Source organism: uncultured Bacteroides sp. (assembly GCF_910586915.1).
In the GTDB taxonomy this organism is placed as follows: Bacteria; Bacteroidota; Bacteroidia; order Bacteroidales; family Bacteroidaceae; genus Bacteroides.
The window spans coordinates 1-14,719 of the sequence record NZ_CAJULN010000058.1 but is presented as its reverse complement, the minus strand read 5'-3'; the positions used below and the strand labels follow the sequence as shown (position 1 = coordinate 14,719).

The following is a 14,719-nucleotide window of genomic DNA, read 5'->3' as shown; positions in this document are numbered from 1 at the left end:
GTGAAAGTCGGGGCTTTGTGCATAAAAAAAGAGGTGTGCATTTTGACACACCTCCTTTCTTGAGGTTCCTGGCGGATTCGAACCGCCGTACACGGTTTTGCAGACCGCTGACTAAGCCACTCATCCAAGGAACCGTTGTTTCTCGTTTGCGGTTGCAAAGGTAGTACAAATTTTGAAACTACCAAACTATCTACAGCATTTTTTCTTTGTACTTTTTTTCTTCATACTACATTCCTTTTTCTTCTCACCCATCATATTCTTTAATTCACAACTACTTACACAACTTTCGCAAGGATTGCATCTTTTGTGCATACGATGAAAAAAAAGATAAATTCCATATGTAATTCGAACAACACAAAGTACCATCAATACACCGACTACCCATTCCTGCCAATTATTCATACGAACAGTCCTCCAATCTGATAAACAGCAAAGGAAACAAGCCAAGCCAATGCAGTTGTATAGCCGGCAGCAAAAAGTGCCCATTTCCAACTGCCCGACTCTTGCTTGATAGCTGCTAATGCCGCAACACACGGAAAGTAAATCAAAACAAACAGCATATAACAGAAAGCAACCAATGGAGTTATTGGTATCCGCTTGGCCAAATCAGCTTCGTCAACTTCCGGTTCATCCACATACAAAACCCCCAAAGTACTTACAACCAACTCCTTTGCTCCCACTCCTGAAATCAAGCCAATCCCCAATTTCCAATCGAATCCCATAGGCGCAATGACCGGCTCTATCGCACGGCCGAGTTGACCGATATAAGAATTTTCCTGTTGTTCGGCAACCGTATCATATGCATCATGATTCGGATAATATCCTAAAAACCAAATAATAATAGAAGCAATCATGATAACTCCTCCCATCTTCTTCAGATATTGGGCTCCTTTCTCCCATGTATGACGGAAGATTGATTTAGCTGTCGGCATCCGGTATGGCGGAAGCTCCATCACAAAAGGAGTATCATCACCTTTCACAAGAAACTTACTGAACAGACGAGCCAATAATACAGCCAGGAGTATTCCAATCGCATAGATACTCAACAACACCAAACTGGCCTTGTCTGGAAAGAAAGCACCTACCAGCAACAAATAGACAGGCAAGCGCGCACTACAAGACATCAGCGGATTAACCAACATCGTAATAAGACGGCTTTTCCGGTTTTCAATCGTACGGGACGCCATGATAGCAGGTACATTACATCCGAATCCCATAATCAATGGAATAAACGATTTCCCGTGCAATCCCATCTTATGCATTATCTTATCCATAATAAATGCTGCACGTGCCATATAGCCTGAATCTTCCATCAAGGAAATACAGAAATATAAAATAAGAATATTCGGCAAGAAAACAATAACTCCTCCCACTCCACCGATAATGCCGTCAACCAACATATCCTTCAACGGTCCTGCTGACATATTATTGCGAATCAAATCACCAAACTGTTGTACCAGCCATTCAATCCCCTTCATCGGATACTCTCCAAGTACAAATGTCCCTTCAAACATCAGATACATGAAAAGAAAAAAGATAGGATATCCCCAAATACGATGAGTAACAATAGCATCCAACACTTTCGTTGTCTGTGCCTGTTCCAAACGATTGTCAGTAAATGTCTCTTTTAAGGCCCCGGTAATAAAACCATATTTCGCATCTGTAATAGCTGATTCGCAGTCTTCATTCATTGTACCCTGAATACGTTTGGCCATTTTATCACGAATGGCAAGAATGTTCTCCGCATTTGGCAAAGTACGCACGACATTCTCTATATCCTGATCGTTCTCCAACAGCTTTATAGACAGGAAACGAGTAGAATATTTATGACGGATAAATTCATTCATAGAAACCTCCTCTTTCACAGCGTCAATCGCTTTTTCCAAATCAGGTCCATGATTGATATGAATATGCCGGAATACACGTTCGGTTCTTCTATGTTCCCGTACATAATCTTCCAAATGTTCTTCTTCATGATTTTTCCTGTTTTCCAACGAATCATGCCATTCGGTCAAATCTTTGAGCACTTCCGGATTCATATTTCCCTGCTTGTCAAAGAAGTCCACCCCTTCATAAAGATTGATGACTACATGAAAGAGAGTATCCAGCCCGCGATTTTTCTTACTTACGGTAGGTAACATCGGGACTCCGAATAATTTGCTCAGCAAATGATAATCCAACGTATTTCCACTGGCTTCCAGTTCGTCGTAAATGTTCAACGCTACTACCATACGGACATTCATATCAATAAGCTGAGTAGTCAAATATAAATTCCGTTCCAAATTCGAAGAATCAACCACATTGATAATAACATCCGGCGTTTCATCAATAATATGACGACGGACATAAATCTCTTCCGGCGTATAGGCCGACAAAGAATAAGTACCCGGCAAATCGACAATACGGAAATGATAACCTTCAAAGTCAAAATAACCCTCTTTGGCATCTACCGTCACACCACTATAATTTCCTACGTGTTCGTGAGCACCGGAAGCCAAATTAAACAAAGACGTTTTACCACTGTTCGGATTTCCGACCAAAGCAACATTGATGGTACGGCGTTTGCCCAACGCCAACCGTTTCATTTCTTCTTCTCTTACAGATATATCTTCAGGTAACCCTTCATGATAGATAGTCTCTTCTGCTATTTTTTTCGCTTCCTCCTCACTGACGACTTCAATCATTTCGGCCTCCTGACGGCGAAGAGATATTTCATAACCCAGGACTTTATATTTAATAGGGTCTCTCAACGGAGCATTCAACAGCACTTCAACTGTCTTACCTTTAATAAACCCCATCTCTACAATACGTTTACGAAACCCACCGTGCCCCAATACTTTAACGATGACACCTTTTTCGCCTGTTTCTAATTCGGACAAACGCATAATTCTCTAAATTTTCGACAAAGATAATTCATAACTTCGGAGCACGCAAATTATTTAGATTGTTTTTAAATAACGTTTCTTTCCCTATACTTAAATCACTATCCACAACTAAAAACGACATATGCACACTTGAGATACTCAAGAAACTATTATCTTTGCAGAAATTATGATACAACAACGGATTATACAATATATAGAAAAAGAGGGACTGTTCTCTCCAGACAGTAACATTCTGATAGCATTGAGTGGAGGTGCCGATTCAGTAGCCTTGCTACGTATCCTTCATACGGCAGGCTATCATTGCGAAGCCGCACATTGCAACTTCCATCTACGTGGCGACGAATCGAACCGCGACGAACAATTTGTCCGCCAATTATGCAAGAAATACGGCATCCGACTACACACTGTTGATTTCAACACCACCCAATATGCAGCCGAAAAGCATATTTCTATTGAAATGGCAGCACGCGAACTACGTTACAATTGGTTTGACGAAGTAAAAAACAACTGTCAAGCCGACGTCATAGCAGTTGCCCACCATCAAGATGATAGCGTGGAAACAATCTTACTCAATCTAATCCGTGGAACAGGAATTACCGGACTATTGGGAATCCGCCCACGCAATGGAACAATCGTCCGCCCTCTATTATGTATTAACCGGGAAGAAATCATACATTACCTGCAAAGCATCGGACAGGATTACGTGACAGACAGCACAAATTTGGAAGATGAATATACCCGTAATAAAATACGTCTTAATCTTCTTCCACTCATGCAGACAATTAATCCATCCGTAAAAAACAGATTGATAGAAACCGGAAATTACTTGAATGACATCTCTATCATATATAACCGATACGCAGAAGAGGCAAAAAAAAGAATCGTTGCAGCAGAAGGCCTCCGAATCTGCGAATTATTAAAAGAACCCGCTCCCGAAACTCTTTTATTCGAAATCCTGTATCCGTTAGGTTTTAATTCCGCACAAATCAAGGATATTGCCCATTCACTCCACGGGCAAGCGGGAAAGTTGTTCACCAGCAAAGAATGGAGAGTGATTAAAGACCGGGAATTACTTTTATTAGAAAAGATTCAATCAACCAACAAAGAGGAACTTCCTTTCCAAATTACCACGGAAGAAAAAGTCTACTCTCATGACTTTCAAATTCCACGGGAAAAAGGAATTGCGTGTTTCGACGCCGACAAGTTAAATGAAGAAATCTCTTACCGAAAATGGCAGACCGGCGACATATTCGTACCTTTTGGAATGAAAGGGAAAAAAAAAGTAAGCGATTATCTCACCGACCGCAAATTTTCCATCAGCCAAAAAGAGCGTCAATGGGTGCTCTGCTGTGGCGAGCGCATCGCCTGGCTAATAGGCGAACGGACAGATAACCGCTTTCGTATTGACGAAACGACCAAACGTATCGTTATCTATAAAATAGTCTGAGGAGCTTTCTGTTTTTTGAAACAATCAGACAGTAACACAGCAAAAGGTGTATCATATACCCTTGCCTTTTTGGTACAAGTTTTTACGCAAGCACAACACTTGATACACTTTGCCTGGTCTGTATGAAGTTCATCGCCTTTTGCGATAGCCCCTGCCGGACAAGCAATCACACACAATCCGCAATGAGCACACATACTCTCATCTTCAACCCAGGGAGTACGTGGAAGCGGCGTATCGCTTTTGCGTAACTTGATAACCTTTCGCAAAAAGCGGAGCAAAGGAAAGAATGGTTGGCTCGGACGTTTAATAGCACGCACATCTACCGGATAAAGAGCATCCATATCATTTGCCGACTCTATTTTATCCATAATCCTTTTCCCAAAGTCTTGTGCATAAGCCAAATCAGAATTATCGGGACGTCCGACAGCAATCGGGTGTCTATCAGTACTATAGGAATGTTCCCCGATAAAAGTAGCTCCGGCAATCACCTTCATACCGTGAGGAACGGCAAAAGCATCCAACTCCATCAAAGCCTTCTCGTAAGCGCGATTTCCATAAACCACTACTAAAACAGTGGGAGTATCCAAGCCGCGAATGCTCTGCAAACGCTCCATTGCCAAAGGTGCCACGTGCCCTCCGTATACAGGAACTACAACAATAGTCAAAGCAGATGCGGGAATAACCGTTTCCTCAGCATTTTGTTGGGTTATATTTATAGGAAAAATATTTTTTATACCTGCTCCGTGAACAATCGCCTCAGCTATTTGTTTCGATGTATGTGTAGGCGAAAAATAAATTAAATAAGCTTCATTTACTGTCATACTATTTTCTTTTATATAGCAAAGATACACTTTTACGTGGAAAAAAAAGTTTGATTGTACATGAAACCAAAAAAAATTATTATCTTTGCCCCGTTGAAACATTCTACGATTCAACGCATACACTCCTAAATTCATAATAAAAAATAAAACGTATGCCCGCATATCTGTAGCTTTAGGCTGTAGTAATGCTGTCCACAATTCAGCTAAAAGAAATATTAATAACTTATCATACTATATGTATAATATTATCCAATTAAACGACAAAGATTTGTCGGAACTTCAAATTATTGCCAAAGATTTAGGCATTAAAAAAGCAGACTCATTCAAAAAAGAAGAACTTGTTTATAAAATACTTGATGAACAAGCGATTGTAGGAGCTACTAAGAAAGTTGCCGCAGACAAGCTCAAAGAAGAACGCAAGGAAGACAAGAAAAAACGTTCACGCATAACTCCTGCCAAGAAAGAAGATAAGATAGCTTCTGCAACGAAAAGCGGAGAAGTCACAAAAAACAAAGAAGCCGCTCCTGCCAAAACACAACAACCTACTAAAGAGGAAAGCGCGAACAATGAGAAAGAGACTCCTGCCATTGAAACCAAAGCAGAAAACGCAGCTCCTAAACGCAAGGTAGGCCGTCCACGTAAAAATGCCGATGCCACAGAAAAAAAGGAAGCGGAAAATATAAAGCCTACAACTGACAAAGAGACAGAAACCGCACCCGTCGCAGCAGAAAAAGTTGCAGAAACTACACAGAAAGCAGTTTCTACACAGCAACCTGCTGAAAAGAAAGCTAATAAAGCCGTTGCAGAAACAGAAAAAGCAGCCATTGCAGAAAAGAAAACAATGGTAAAGCCACAAAAGAAAACTGCACCCGTTATCGACAAAGAGAGCGATATGTTGTCCAGTACAGATGATGACTTTATTCCAATCGAAGATTTACCTTCTGAAAAGATAGAACTTCCTACCGAATTATTCGGCAAGTTTGAGTCTACCAAAGCCGAACCGGTGCAACCGACTCAACCTCAGCAACAGCAGCCTCAGCAACAACAGCAACGTTCACGCATTGTCCGTCCGCGTGACAATAATAGCAATAATAGCAATCCACAGCGCAACAATAATCAAAATCAGGCTCAGAACCAACAACGCCTGCCTATGTTGCGTCCCAACCAGTCCAATAATGTTAACGAGGACTTCATTGTACAACAGCAGCCCCAAGAGCGCAAAGTCATAGAGCGCGAAAAGCCATATGATTTTGATGATATCCTCGATGGAGTAGGCGTTTTGGAAATCATGCAAGACGGATACGGTTTCCTTCGTTCTTCCGACTACAACTACCTTTCTTCTCCGGACGACATCTACGTATCACAATCACAAATCAAACTGTTCGGTTTGAAAACCGGTGATGTAGTAGAAGGTGTTATCCGTCCGCCGAAAGAAGGAGAAAAATATTTCCCGTTGGTCAAGGTATCGAAAATCAACGGACGGGACGCTGCTTTCGTACGCGACCGTGTTCCTTTCGAACATCTGACTCCCCTCTTCCCGGACGAAAAATTCAAGCTCTGCAAAGGAGGTTATTCAGACTCCATGTCTGCCCGTGTCGTAGACCTTTTCGCTCCGATTGGTAAAGGTCAACGCGCATTGATTGTAGCTCAGCCGAAGACCGGTAAAACTATCTTGATGAAAGATATTGCCAACGCCATTGCAGCCAACCATCCGGAAGTATATATGATTATGCTGCTGATTGACGAACGGCCTGAAGAAGTAACCGACATGGCACGCAGCGTCAACGCGGAAGTTATCGCTTCTACTTTCGACGAACCGGCAGAACGCCACGTGAAAATTGCAGGAATCGTATTGGAAAAGGCAAAACGCCTGGTAGAATGCGGCCATGATGTGGTCATCTTCCTCGACTCCATCACCCGTTTGGCACGTGCATACAATACCGTTTCTCCGGCATCGGGCAAAGTGCTCTCCGGTGGTGTCGACGCCAATGCATTGCATAAACCCAAACGCTTCTTCGGTGCTGCACGCAACATCGAAAACGGCGGCTCACTGACCATCATCGCTACAGCATTGATTGATACCGGTTCTAAAATGGACGAAGTTATCTTCGAGGAATTCAAGGGCACGGGTAATATGGAGTTGCAGCTTGACCGCAACCTGTCAAACAAACGTATCTTCCCGGCTGTCAACATCACTGCATCGAGTACCCGCCGCGACGACCTGCTGCTTGACAAGACGACACTCGACCGTATGTGGATATTGCGCAAATACCTCGCCGATATGAATCCGCTGGAAGCGATGGATTTCGTAAAAGACCGTTTGGAGAAAACCAGAGACAACGACGAATTCCTGATGAGCATGAACAGCTAATCAACAAAATACAATAACAAGAGGATGAAACCCAAAATCCTCTTGTTATTTTTTATACCGTCCCCATCCTATCTGCTTACAGACAACATTCGTCGTACAGAAAACACACTTCCACTGAGAAATCCCTCCCAAAAAGTATCCTATTCACTACAAAAAGACGGATAAAAACCGATTGTTAACGAAAAAAGAGATTATCTGTCATCTTCTCCCAACTGCCAAACAAAAGAATTACAATCTAATAATCAAACAGTTACAGCGTATATATATGCTGCGTACAGGACATATAGATGCTGGGAGTTGGATATATAGATACTGGAAATAGGACATATATGCGGTGGAAATAGGATATATATGCGTTGCAAATCCCTCATGCGGAGAGGAAAAACAGCGGATAATCATTTAACTTGAAACCCCAATTTCATTTTTGTGCAAAATCCTTTCATTTCCGTACAAAACAGCTGCCCCGCCCTTTTTCATGCTCCCTTTTTTCCTACTTTTGCCTTCCGATCAATAGCATCTAACTTCAACCAAAAATGAAAACATTATATCCATTTGTGGGCTTTGCCATATGCGGTATGACAGTCCAAGCGCAAGAAAAGCCAAATTTCCTGATTATCCAATGCGACCATCTGACACAACGCGTCGTAGGTGCTTACGGACATACTCACGGTTGCCCCCTCAGTCAACCTTCGCGTGCCGCTTTATGGAGCGGCCTGACTCCTCATCAAACCAACGTGCGTTCCAATTCCAGCGAACCAGTCAACACACCGATACCGGAAGACGTACCGACATTAGGAAGCCTTTTCTCTGAAAACGGTTACGAAGCTGTGCATTTCGGAAAGACTCACGACATGGGTTCGCTAAGAGGATTCAAACACAAAGAACCGGTAGCAAAGCCATTCACCGACCCTGAATTTCCCGTCAACAACGACAGTTTCCTTGATGTAGGAACCTGCGAAGACGCCGTAGCTTATCTGAGTAATCCATCTCAAGAACCCTTCATCTGCATTGCCGATTTTCAAAACCCTCACAACATCTGCAGATTCGTAGGAGCGAATGAAGGCGTCCACACAGACCGCCCCGTCAACGGCGCTCTTCCCGAACTGCCTGACAACTTCGATATAGAAGACTGGAACGACCTCCCGACTCCGGTACAATATATTTGCTGCGGTCACCGCCGCATGACACAGGCCTCTCATTGGAACGAAGAAAACTACCGTCACTACATCGCCGCTTTCCAACACTATACGAAGATGGTATCCAGGCAAGTGGACAGCGTACTGAATGCCCTCTATTCCACCCCCGCCGGAAAGAACACCATCGTAGTCATCATGGCAGACCACGGTGACGGAATGGCTTCCCATCGCATGGTGACAAAGCACGTCAGCTTCTACGACGAAATGACAAATGTTCCGTTTATCTTTGCAGGTCCCGGCATCAAGCAACAGAACAATCCAGTAAAACATCTACTTACACAACCCACGCTCGACCTCCTGCCTACTCTTTGCGACTTAGCCGGAATTTCCGTTCCGGCAGAGAAAGCCGGAATCAGTCTCGCTCCGACACTGAGAGAAGAAAAGCAGACAAAAAACTCACTCGTATGTCGTTTCCGAACGGCATAGCGAATATGAATACATCACCACTCCCGGACGCATGGTACGCGGTCCGCGATACAAATACACACACTACCTCGAAGGCAACGGCGAAGAGCTGTATGACATGAAGAAAGACCCGGGAGAGCGCAGAAACCTTGCCAAAAATCCCAAGTACACCAAAGTTCTGGCAGAACACCGTGCCATGCTCGACGACTATATTACCCGCACAAAAGACGACTATCGCAGCCTGAAAGTTGAAGCAGACCCGCGGTGCAGGAATCATACCCCGGGCTATCCTAACCACGGAGGTCCCGGAATACGGGAGATTCTCAAAAGAAAAAAATGGAACAGCAATCAAAATAAAGCGTTATCTTTGTAAAGTGTAAACTTAAACGCTTAATTATGTACACCAACAAACAGATTTGGAGTGTCAGCTACCCGATACTACTAAGCTTGCTGGCACAAAATGTTATCAACGTCACCGACACCGCCTTCCTCGGTCATGTAAGTGAAGTAGCCCTCGGAGCGTCTGCTATGGGTGGATTGTTCTATATATGCGTATTCACCATAGCATTCGGTTTCAGTACCGGCTCGCAGATAGTCATTGCAAGACGCAATGGTGAAAGAAGATATACGGATGTAGGAGCAGTCATGATTCAAGGCGTCATATTCCTATTTGTTATGGCATTGATACTGTTCGGTCTCACCAAAGCGTTCGGAGGAGATATTATGCGGTTACTCGTATCTTCAGAATCCATCTACGGAGGCACAATGGAATTTCTCGACTGGCGTATCTACGGTTTCTTCTTCTCCTTTGTCAATGTCATGTTCCGTGCATTATACATAGGTATCACACGCACCAAAGTATTGACCATCAACGCAGTTGTGATGGCAATAACCAATGTCATCTTGGATTATGCATTAATCTTCGGTAAATTCGGTCTGCCGGAGATGGGAATCAAGGGAGCCGCCATCGCATCCGTGCTGGCAGAAGCCTCTTCGATTCTCTTCTTTCTTATCTACACATACGCTACCATCGACCTGAAGAAATACGGTCTGAACCGACTGCGCTCATTCGACCCTGCATTGCTGATACGGATTCTCAGTATCTCCTGTTTCACCATGCTCCAGTACTTTCTCTCGATGGCGACATGGTTTGTATTCTTTGTAGCCGTAGAGCGTTTAGGACAGCGAGAACTGGCAATAGCCAATATTGTCAGAAGCATCTATATCGTTCTGCTGATTCCGGTCAACTCATTGGCTACTACCACAAACAGCCTTGTGAGCAATGCCATTGGCGCAGAAGGCGTCAAGCACGTGATTCCGTTGATAAACAGAATAGCAAAGTTCTCCTTCTTTATCATGCTGGGATTGATAGCAGTCACCACCTTATTTCCACAACTCCTGTTGTCCGTTTACACCAACGAAGCTGCGCTTATCACAGAGTCGGTCCCTTCGGTCTACGTTATTTGCATCGCTATGCTCATCGCATCAGTAGCCAATGTCGTGTTCAACGGTATCTCCGGCACGGGAAATACACAGGCCGCCTTACTGCTCGAAACGATTACAATCATCATCTACGGTTCTTACATCATATTCATAGGAATGTGGCTGAAAGCACCGATTGAAATCTGCTTTACTATTGAGATAGTGTACTATACCCTACTGCTGATAACGAGTTATATTTACCTCAAAAAAGCAAAATGGCAGAACAAAAAGATATAAATACGGGAGATTTTTGTACATTTGCAGGCTCAAATATTAATCAGTAATTAAACAACTATGTTCGATAATTTAAGTGAAAGACTGGAACGGTCATTCAAGATTCTGAAAGGTGAAGGCAAAATCACCGAAATTAACGTGGCGGAGACGCTGAAAGACGTAAGAAAGGCACTTCTTGATGCCGACGTTAACTACAAGGTTGCTAAGAATTTCACCGATACGGTGAAAGAGAAAGCACTTGGGCAGAACGTACTTACAGCAGTGAAGCCGAGCCAGTTGATGGTGAAGATTGTACACGACGAACTTACTCAGTTGATGGGAGGCGAGACAGTCGAAGTCAATATCGACTCCCGACCGGCAGTTATCCTGATGTCAGGTTTGCAGGGTTCGGGTAAAACCACCTTCTCCGGTAAGTTGGCACGTATGCTGAAAACCAAGAAGAATCGCAAGCCGTTACTCGTAGCTTGTGACGTTTACCGTCCGGCAGCTATCGAACAGTTGCGTGTACTGGCAGAACAAATCGAAGTTCCGATGTACTGCGAACTGGATAGCAAGAATCCGGTAGAAATCGCACAACACGCCATTCAGGAAGCTAATGCCAAAGGATATGACCTCGTTATTGTCGATACTGCCGGACGTCTGGCGGTAGACGAGCAGATGATGAACGAAATCGCTGCCATCAAAGAGGCTATCAACCCGAACGAAATCTTGTTTGTAGTAGACTCCATGACCGGTCAGGATGCTGTAAATACTGCGAAGGAATTTAACGAACGCCTTGATTTCAACGGTGTGGTACTGACTAAACTTGACGGCGATACCCGCGGTGGTGCTGCTTTATCCATCCGTTCGGTAGTCAACAAGCCGATTAAGTTCGTCGGTACAGGAGAAAAGTTGGAAGCAATCGACCAATTCCACCCTGCACGTATGGCCGACCGTATCCTCGGTATGGGTGACATCGTTTCACTGGTAGAACGCGCCCAAGAACAATATGACGAAGAAGAAGCCAAACGCTTGCAGAAGAAGATTGCCAAGAATCAATTCGACTTCAACGACTTCCTCAGCCAAATAGCCCAAATCAAAAAAATGGGTAATCTGAAAGAACTTGCTTCCATGATTCCGGGAGTCGGCAAGGCTATCAAGGACATCGACATTGATGACAATGCTTTCAAGAGCATCGAAGCCATCATCTATTCCATGACTCCGGCAGAACGTTCCAATCCGGAAATCCTGAACGGTTCACGCCGTACGCGTATCGCCAAAGGTAGCGGAACGTCTATTCAAGAAGTAAACCGCCTGCTGAAACAGTTCGACCAGACCCGCAAAATGATGAAAATGGTGACGGGCAGCAAAATGGGCAAAATGATGCCGAAAATGAAAAGATAATAAAGAATCATTGTGTAAAATGACTTAATATTTTTTGTTTGAAAAAGAAGAGACCACGATTGGTTTCTTCTTTTTTTATATTCCAATCTTTTTGGAGAGTTCAGTTATTTATTTTATATTTGTCCATCACCAATAAATACTCTGAAAATATGACTCTGATAGACGGAAAAGCCATTTCCGAACAAGTGAAACAAGAGATTACAGCCGAAGTAGCCGAAATTGTAGCTCGCGGCGGAAAACGCCCACACCTGGCAGCCATTCTTGTAGGACACGACGGTGGTAGTGAAACATACGTGGCAGCCAAAGTAAAAGCCTGTGAAGTTTGCGGATTCAAATCCTCACTTATCCGTTATGAAAGCGATGTGACCGAAGAAGAACTGCTCGCCAAAGTACGCGAACTGAATGAAGACAACGATGTAGACGGATTTATCGTACAACTCCCGTTACCGAAACATATCTCCGAACAGAAAGTAATCGAAACCATCGACTACCGCAAAGATGTAGACGGATTCCATCCGATAAACGTAGGACGTATGTCCATCGGACTTCCCTGCTACGTATCAGCCACTCCCAATGGTATCCTCGAATTACTGAAACGTTACGAAATAGAAACCTCAGGCAAGAAATGTGTCGTACTCGGACGCAGTAACATCGTCGGCAAACCAATGGCAGCATTAATGATGCAAAAAGCATACCCAGGTGATGCTACCGTCACCGTATGCCACAGCCGCAGCAAAGATTTAGTAAAAGAGTGCCAAGAAGCCGATATCATCATTGCCGCTTTGGGACAACCCAATTTTGTGAAAGCCGAAATGGTAAAAGAAGGTGCGGTAATTATTGACGTAGGTACTACCCGCGTACCGGACGCAAGCAAAAAATCAGGATTCAAACTGACTGGCGATGTAAAGTTTGACGAAGTAGCTCCCAAATGCTCATACATTACCCCCGTACCGGGTGGTGTAGGACCAATGACAATTGTATCGCTAATGAAAAATACGCTTTTGGCTGGCAAAAAAGCTATCTATCAATGAAACATATCTTGTTTCTGACAATCATTCTTCTTTCCCTGTCCTGCACCTCGCGGTCGCAGGTAAGGAGAGATTCCGTTTATCCCTCCTCAGCAGATAACCGATATACAATTGACAGTATTGTGCCTGCCGATACGCTCCGACTCCTTTTCGTAGGAGACCTGATGCAACATCAAAGCCAAATCAACGCCGCACGGACTACTAAAGGTTACGATTATTCAACTTGTTTTGAATACGTCAAAGAAGAGATTAACAGAGCAGATTTTGCCATCGCCAATTTAGAAGTTACATTAGGCGGAAAACCCTATAGAGGGTATCCGGCATTCAGTGCACCGGACGAGTTTCTGACTGCAATTCGTGATGCGGGATTCAATGTTCTCGCCACTGCCAACAACCACTGCCTTGACCGTGGAAAAGCCGGTTTGAAGCGCACTATCCTTCTCATGGACTCACTAAAAATTCCTCATGTTGGAACCTATGTCGATTCTGAAGCACGCAAGAAACAATACCCTCTCCTATTAGAGAAAAAGGGATTTCGCATTATCCTGCTCAACTACACCTATGGAACAAACGGAATCACCGTTGCCCCACCCGCTCTTGTGAACTATATCGACACAACGGTTATTGCCAAAGATATAGAAGCCAGTAAAGTTTTAAAACCGGATGCAATTATTGCCTATATGCATTGGGGGATAGAATACCAATCCCTACCAGACAAAACACAAAAATCTCTCGCAGAGTGGTTACTTCAAAAAGATGTCGACCACATTATCGGTTCGCATCCGCACGTAGTACAACCTATCGAAGTCCGTACAGACAGCCTGACAAACAACAAGCATCTTATCGTCTATTCATTGGGGAATTATATTTCCAATATGTCCACCCGCCGCACGGATGGCGGACTGATGGTAAGAATGGAATTAGTAAAAGATAGTACTACCCGTCTTCATAACTGCGAGTACAGTTTGGTATGGACAGCCCGACCAATACAATCGGAGAAAAAAAATTATCAATTATTTCCTGTTGCTCTACCAACTGATTCCATCCCTTTAAAAGCACGTAACTCACTGAAAATCTTCACAAATGATACTCGATTCCTTTTCAGCAAGCATAATCAAGGAATAAAAGAATATACTTTTTACGAAAAAAAGTAGCCATTTTTTTTGGAGATTAAAATATAATACCTATCTTTGCATCGCATTAGAGAAATGTAGACATGGTGGATGTAGTTCAGTTGGTTAGAGCGTCAGATTGTGGTTCTGAATGTCGCCGGTTCGAGTCCGGTCTTCCACCCCAAAGAGAAGTCCTTATAAGTTAGATACTTATAAGAACTTTTTCTTTGTTGGCAGAGCATCATTCAGATACTAAAAACAGAATATAAATTATCCTACCTGTCACACAGACCAAATATAGGGTCAGTCCGAAAACCCTGTGGGTATGTTAAATTTACCCTGTTAGTTTGCATAA

Annotated in this window: 9 protein-coding genes, 2 tRNA genes and 1 pseudogene; 8 read left to right on the top strand and 4 right to left on the bottom strand. The window is 43.5% G+C overall.

Going from position 1 to position 14,719, the window contains the following annotated elements:
• Positions 1-62 precede the first annotated feature (62 nt).
• The 3 genes from QZ331_RS13390 to feoB all read right to left on the bottom strand — a co-directional run bounded on the left by QZ331_RS13390 (position 63) and on the right by feoB (position 2,885).
• Positions 63-134 (bottom strand) — tRNA-Cys (locus tag QZ331_RS13390).
• Positions 135-186: 52 nt separating this feature from the next.
• Positions 187-402, bottom strand: a complete 216-nt coding sequence (locus tag QZ331_RS13385) for a hypothetical protein (RefSeq protein ID WP_294631114.1) — start codon at positions 400-402, stop codon at positions 187-189.
• On the bottom strand, positions 399-2,885 hold the full coding sequence (gene feoB, locus QZ331_RS13380) for a ferrous iron transport protein B (protein ID WP_294631112.1): 2,487 nt from the start codon (positions 2,883-2,885) through the stop codon (positions 399-401). The genes QZ331_RS13385 and feoB overlap by 4 nt, the downstream gene beginning before the upstream one ends.
• A 166-nt stretch (positions 2,886-3,051) precedes the next feature.
• Here feoB and tilS point away from each other — a divergent pair, with 166 nt between their 5' ends.
• Positions 3,052-4,332: a tRNA lysidine(34) synthetase TilS gene (gene tilS, locus QZ331_RS13375; protein WP_294631110.1), complete on the top strand. Its 1,281-nt coding sequence runs from the start codon at positions 3,052-3,054 to the stop codon at positions 4,330-4,332.
• Here tilS and QZ331_RS13370 read toward each other — a convergent pair.
• Entirely contained in the window at positions 4,317-5,153 is an 837-nt protein-coding gene (locus QZ331_RS13370; RefSeq protein ID WP_294631108.1) for a 4Fe-4S dicluster domain-containing protein, read from the bottom strand. The genes tilS and QZ331_RS13370 overlap by 16 nt on opposite strands.
• A gap of 235 nt (positions 5,154-5,388) precedes the next feature.
• Between QZ331_RS13370 and rho the strand changes: the two genes are divergently transcribed.
• The 7 genes and pseudogenes from rho to QZ331_RS13335 all read left to right on the top strand — a co-directional run bounded on the left by rho (position 5,389) and on the right by QZ331_RS13335 (position 14,548).
• The gene (gene rho, locus QZ331_RS13365) at positions 5,389-7,524 is read left to right on the top strand and encodes a transcription termination factor Rho (protein ID WP_294631106.1); all 2,136 of its coding nucleotides are present in this window, start codon (positions 5,389-5,391) and stop codon (positions 7,522-7,524) included.
• Positions 7,525-8,057: 533 nt separating this feature from the next.
• Positions 8,058-9,498, top strand: a pseudogene (locus QZ331_RS13360) (sulfatase-like hydrolase/transferase).
• Positions 9,499-9,521: 23 nt separating this feature from the next.
• Positions 9,522-10,844, top strand: coding sequence for an MATE family efflux transporter (locus tag QZ331_RS13355; RefSeq protein ID WP_294631104.1), 1,323 nt, complete (start codon positions 9,522-9,524; stop codon positions 10,842-10,844).
• A gap of 57 nt (positions 10,845-10,901) precedes the next feature.
• Positions 10,902-12,224, top strand: coding sequence for a signal recognition particle protein (gene ffh, locus QZ331_RS13350; RefSeq protein WP_294631102.1), 1,323 nt, complete (start codon positions 10,902-10,904; stop codon positions 12,222-12,224).
• A gap of 149 nt (positions 12,225-12,373) precedes the next feature.
• Positions 12,374-13,255 (top strand): bifunctional methylenetetrahydrofolate dehydrogenase/methenyltetrahydrofolate cyclohydrolase FolD, encoded by an 882-nt coding sequence (gene folD, locus QZ331_RS13345; protein WP_294631100.1) that lies wholly within the window; start codon positions 12,374-12,376, stop codon positions 13,253-13,255.
• Positions 13,252-14,406 carry a CapA family protein gene (locus QZ331_RS13340; protein ID WP_294631098.1) on the top strand — a complete coding sequence of 385 codons (1,155 nt, stop codon included), beginning with the start codon at positions 13,252-13,254 and terminating at the stop codon, positions 14,404-14,406. Before folD ends, QZ331_RS13340 begins: the two co-directional genes overlap by 4 nt.
• A 65-nt stretch (positions 14,407-14,471) precedes the next feature.
• A tRNA-His gene (locus QZ331_RS13335) sits at positions 14,472-14,548 on the top strand.
• Positions 14,549-14,719 lie beyond the last annotated feature (171 nt).

Excerpts from the sequence above, each read along its gene's own strand:
- ffh (WP_294631102.1), top strand. The coding sequence starts at position 10,902 with ATGTTCGATAATTTAAGTGAAAGACTGGAACGGTCATTCAAGATTCTG.
- QZ331_RS13385 (WP_294631114.1), bottom strand. The coding sequence starts at position 402 with ATGAATAATTGGCAGGAATGGGTAGTCGGTGTATTGATGGTACTTTGT.
- QZ331_RS13370 (WP_294631108.1), bottom strand. The coding sequence starts at position 5,153 with ATGACAGTAAATGAAGCTTATTTAATTTATTTTTCGCCTACACATACA.
- tilS (WP_294631110.1), top strand. The coding sequence starts at position 3,052 with ATGATACAACAACGGATTATACAATATATAGAAAAAGAGGGACTGTTC.
- QZ331_RS13355 (WP_294631104.1), top strand. The coding sequence starts at position 9,522 with ATGTACACCAACAAACAGATTTGGAGTGTCAGCTACCCGATACTACTA.
- feoB (WP_294631112.1), bottom strand. The coding sequence starts at position 2,885 with ATGCGTTTGTCCGAATTAGAAACAGGCGAAAAAGGTGTCATCGTTAAA.
- folD (WP_294631100.1), top strand. The coding sequence starts at position 12,374 with ATGACTCTGATAGACGGAAAAGCCATTTCCGAACAAGTGAAACAAGAG.
- QZ331_RS13340 (WP_294631098.1), top strand. The coding sequence starts at position 13,252 with ATGAAACATATCTTGTTTCTGACAATCATTCTTCTTTCCCTGTCCTGC.
- rho (WP_294631106.1), top strand. The coding sequence starts at position 5,389 with ATGTATAATATTATCCAATTAAACGACAAAGATTTGTCGGAACTTCAA.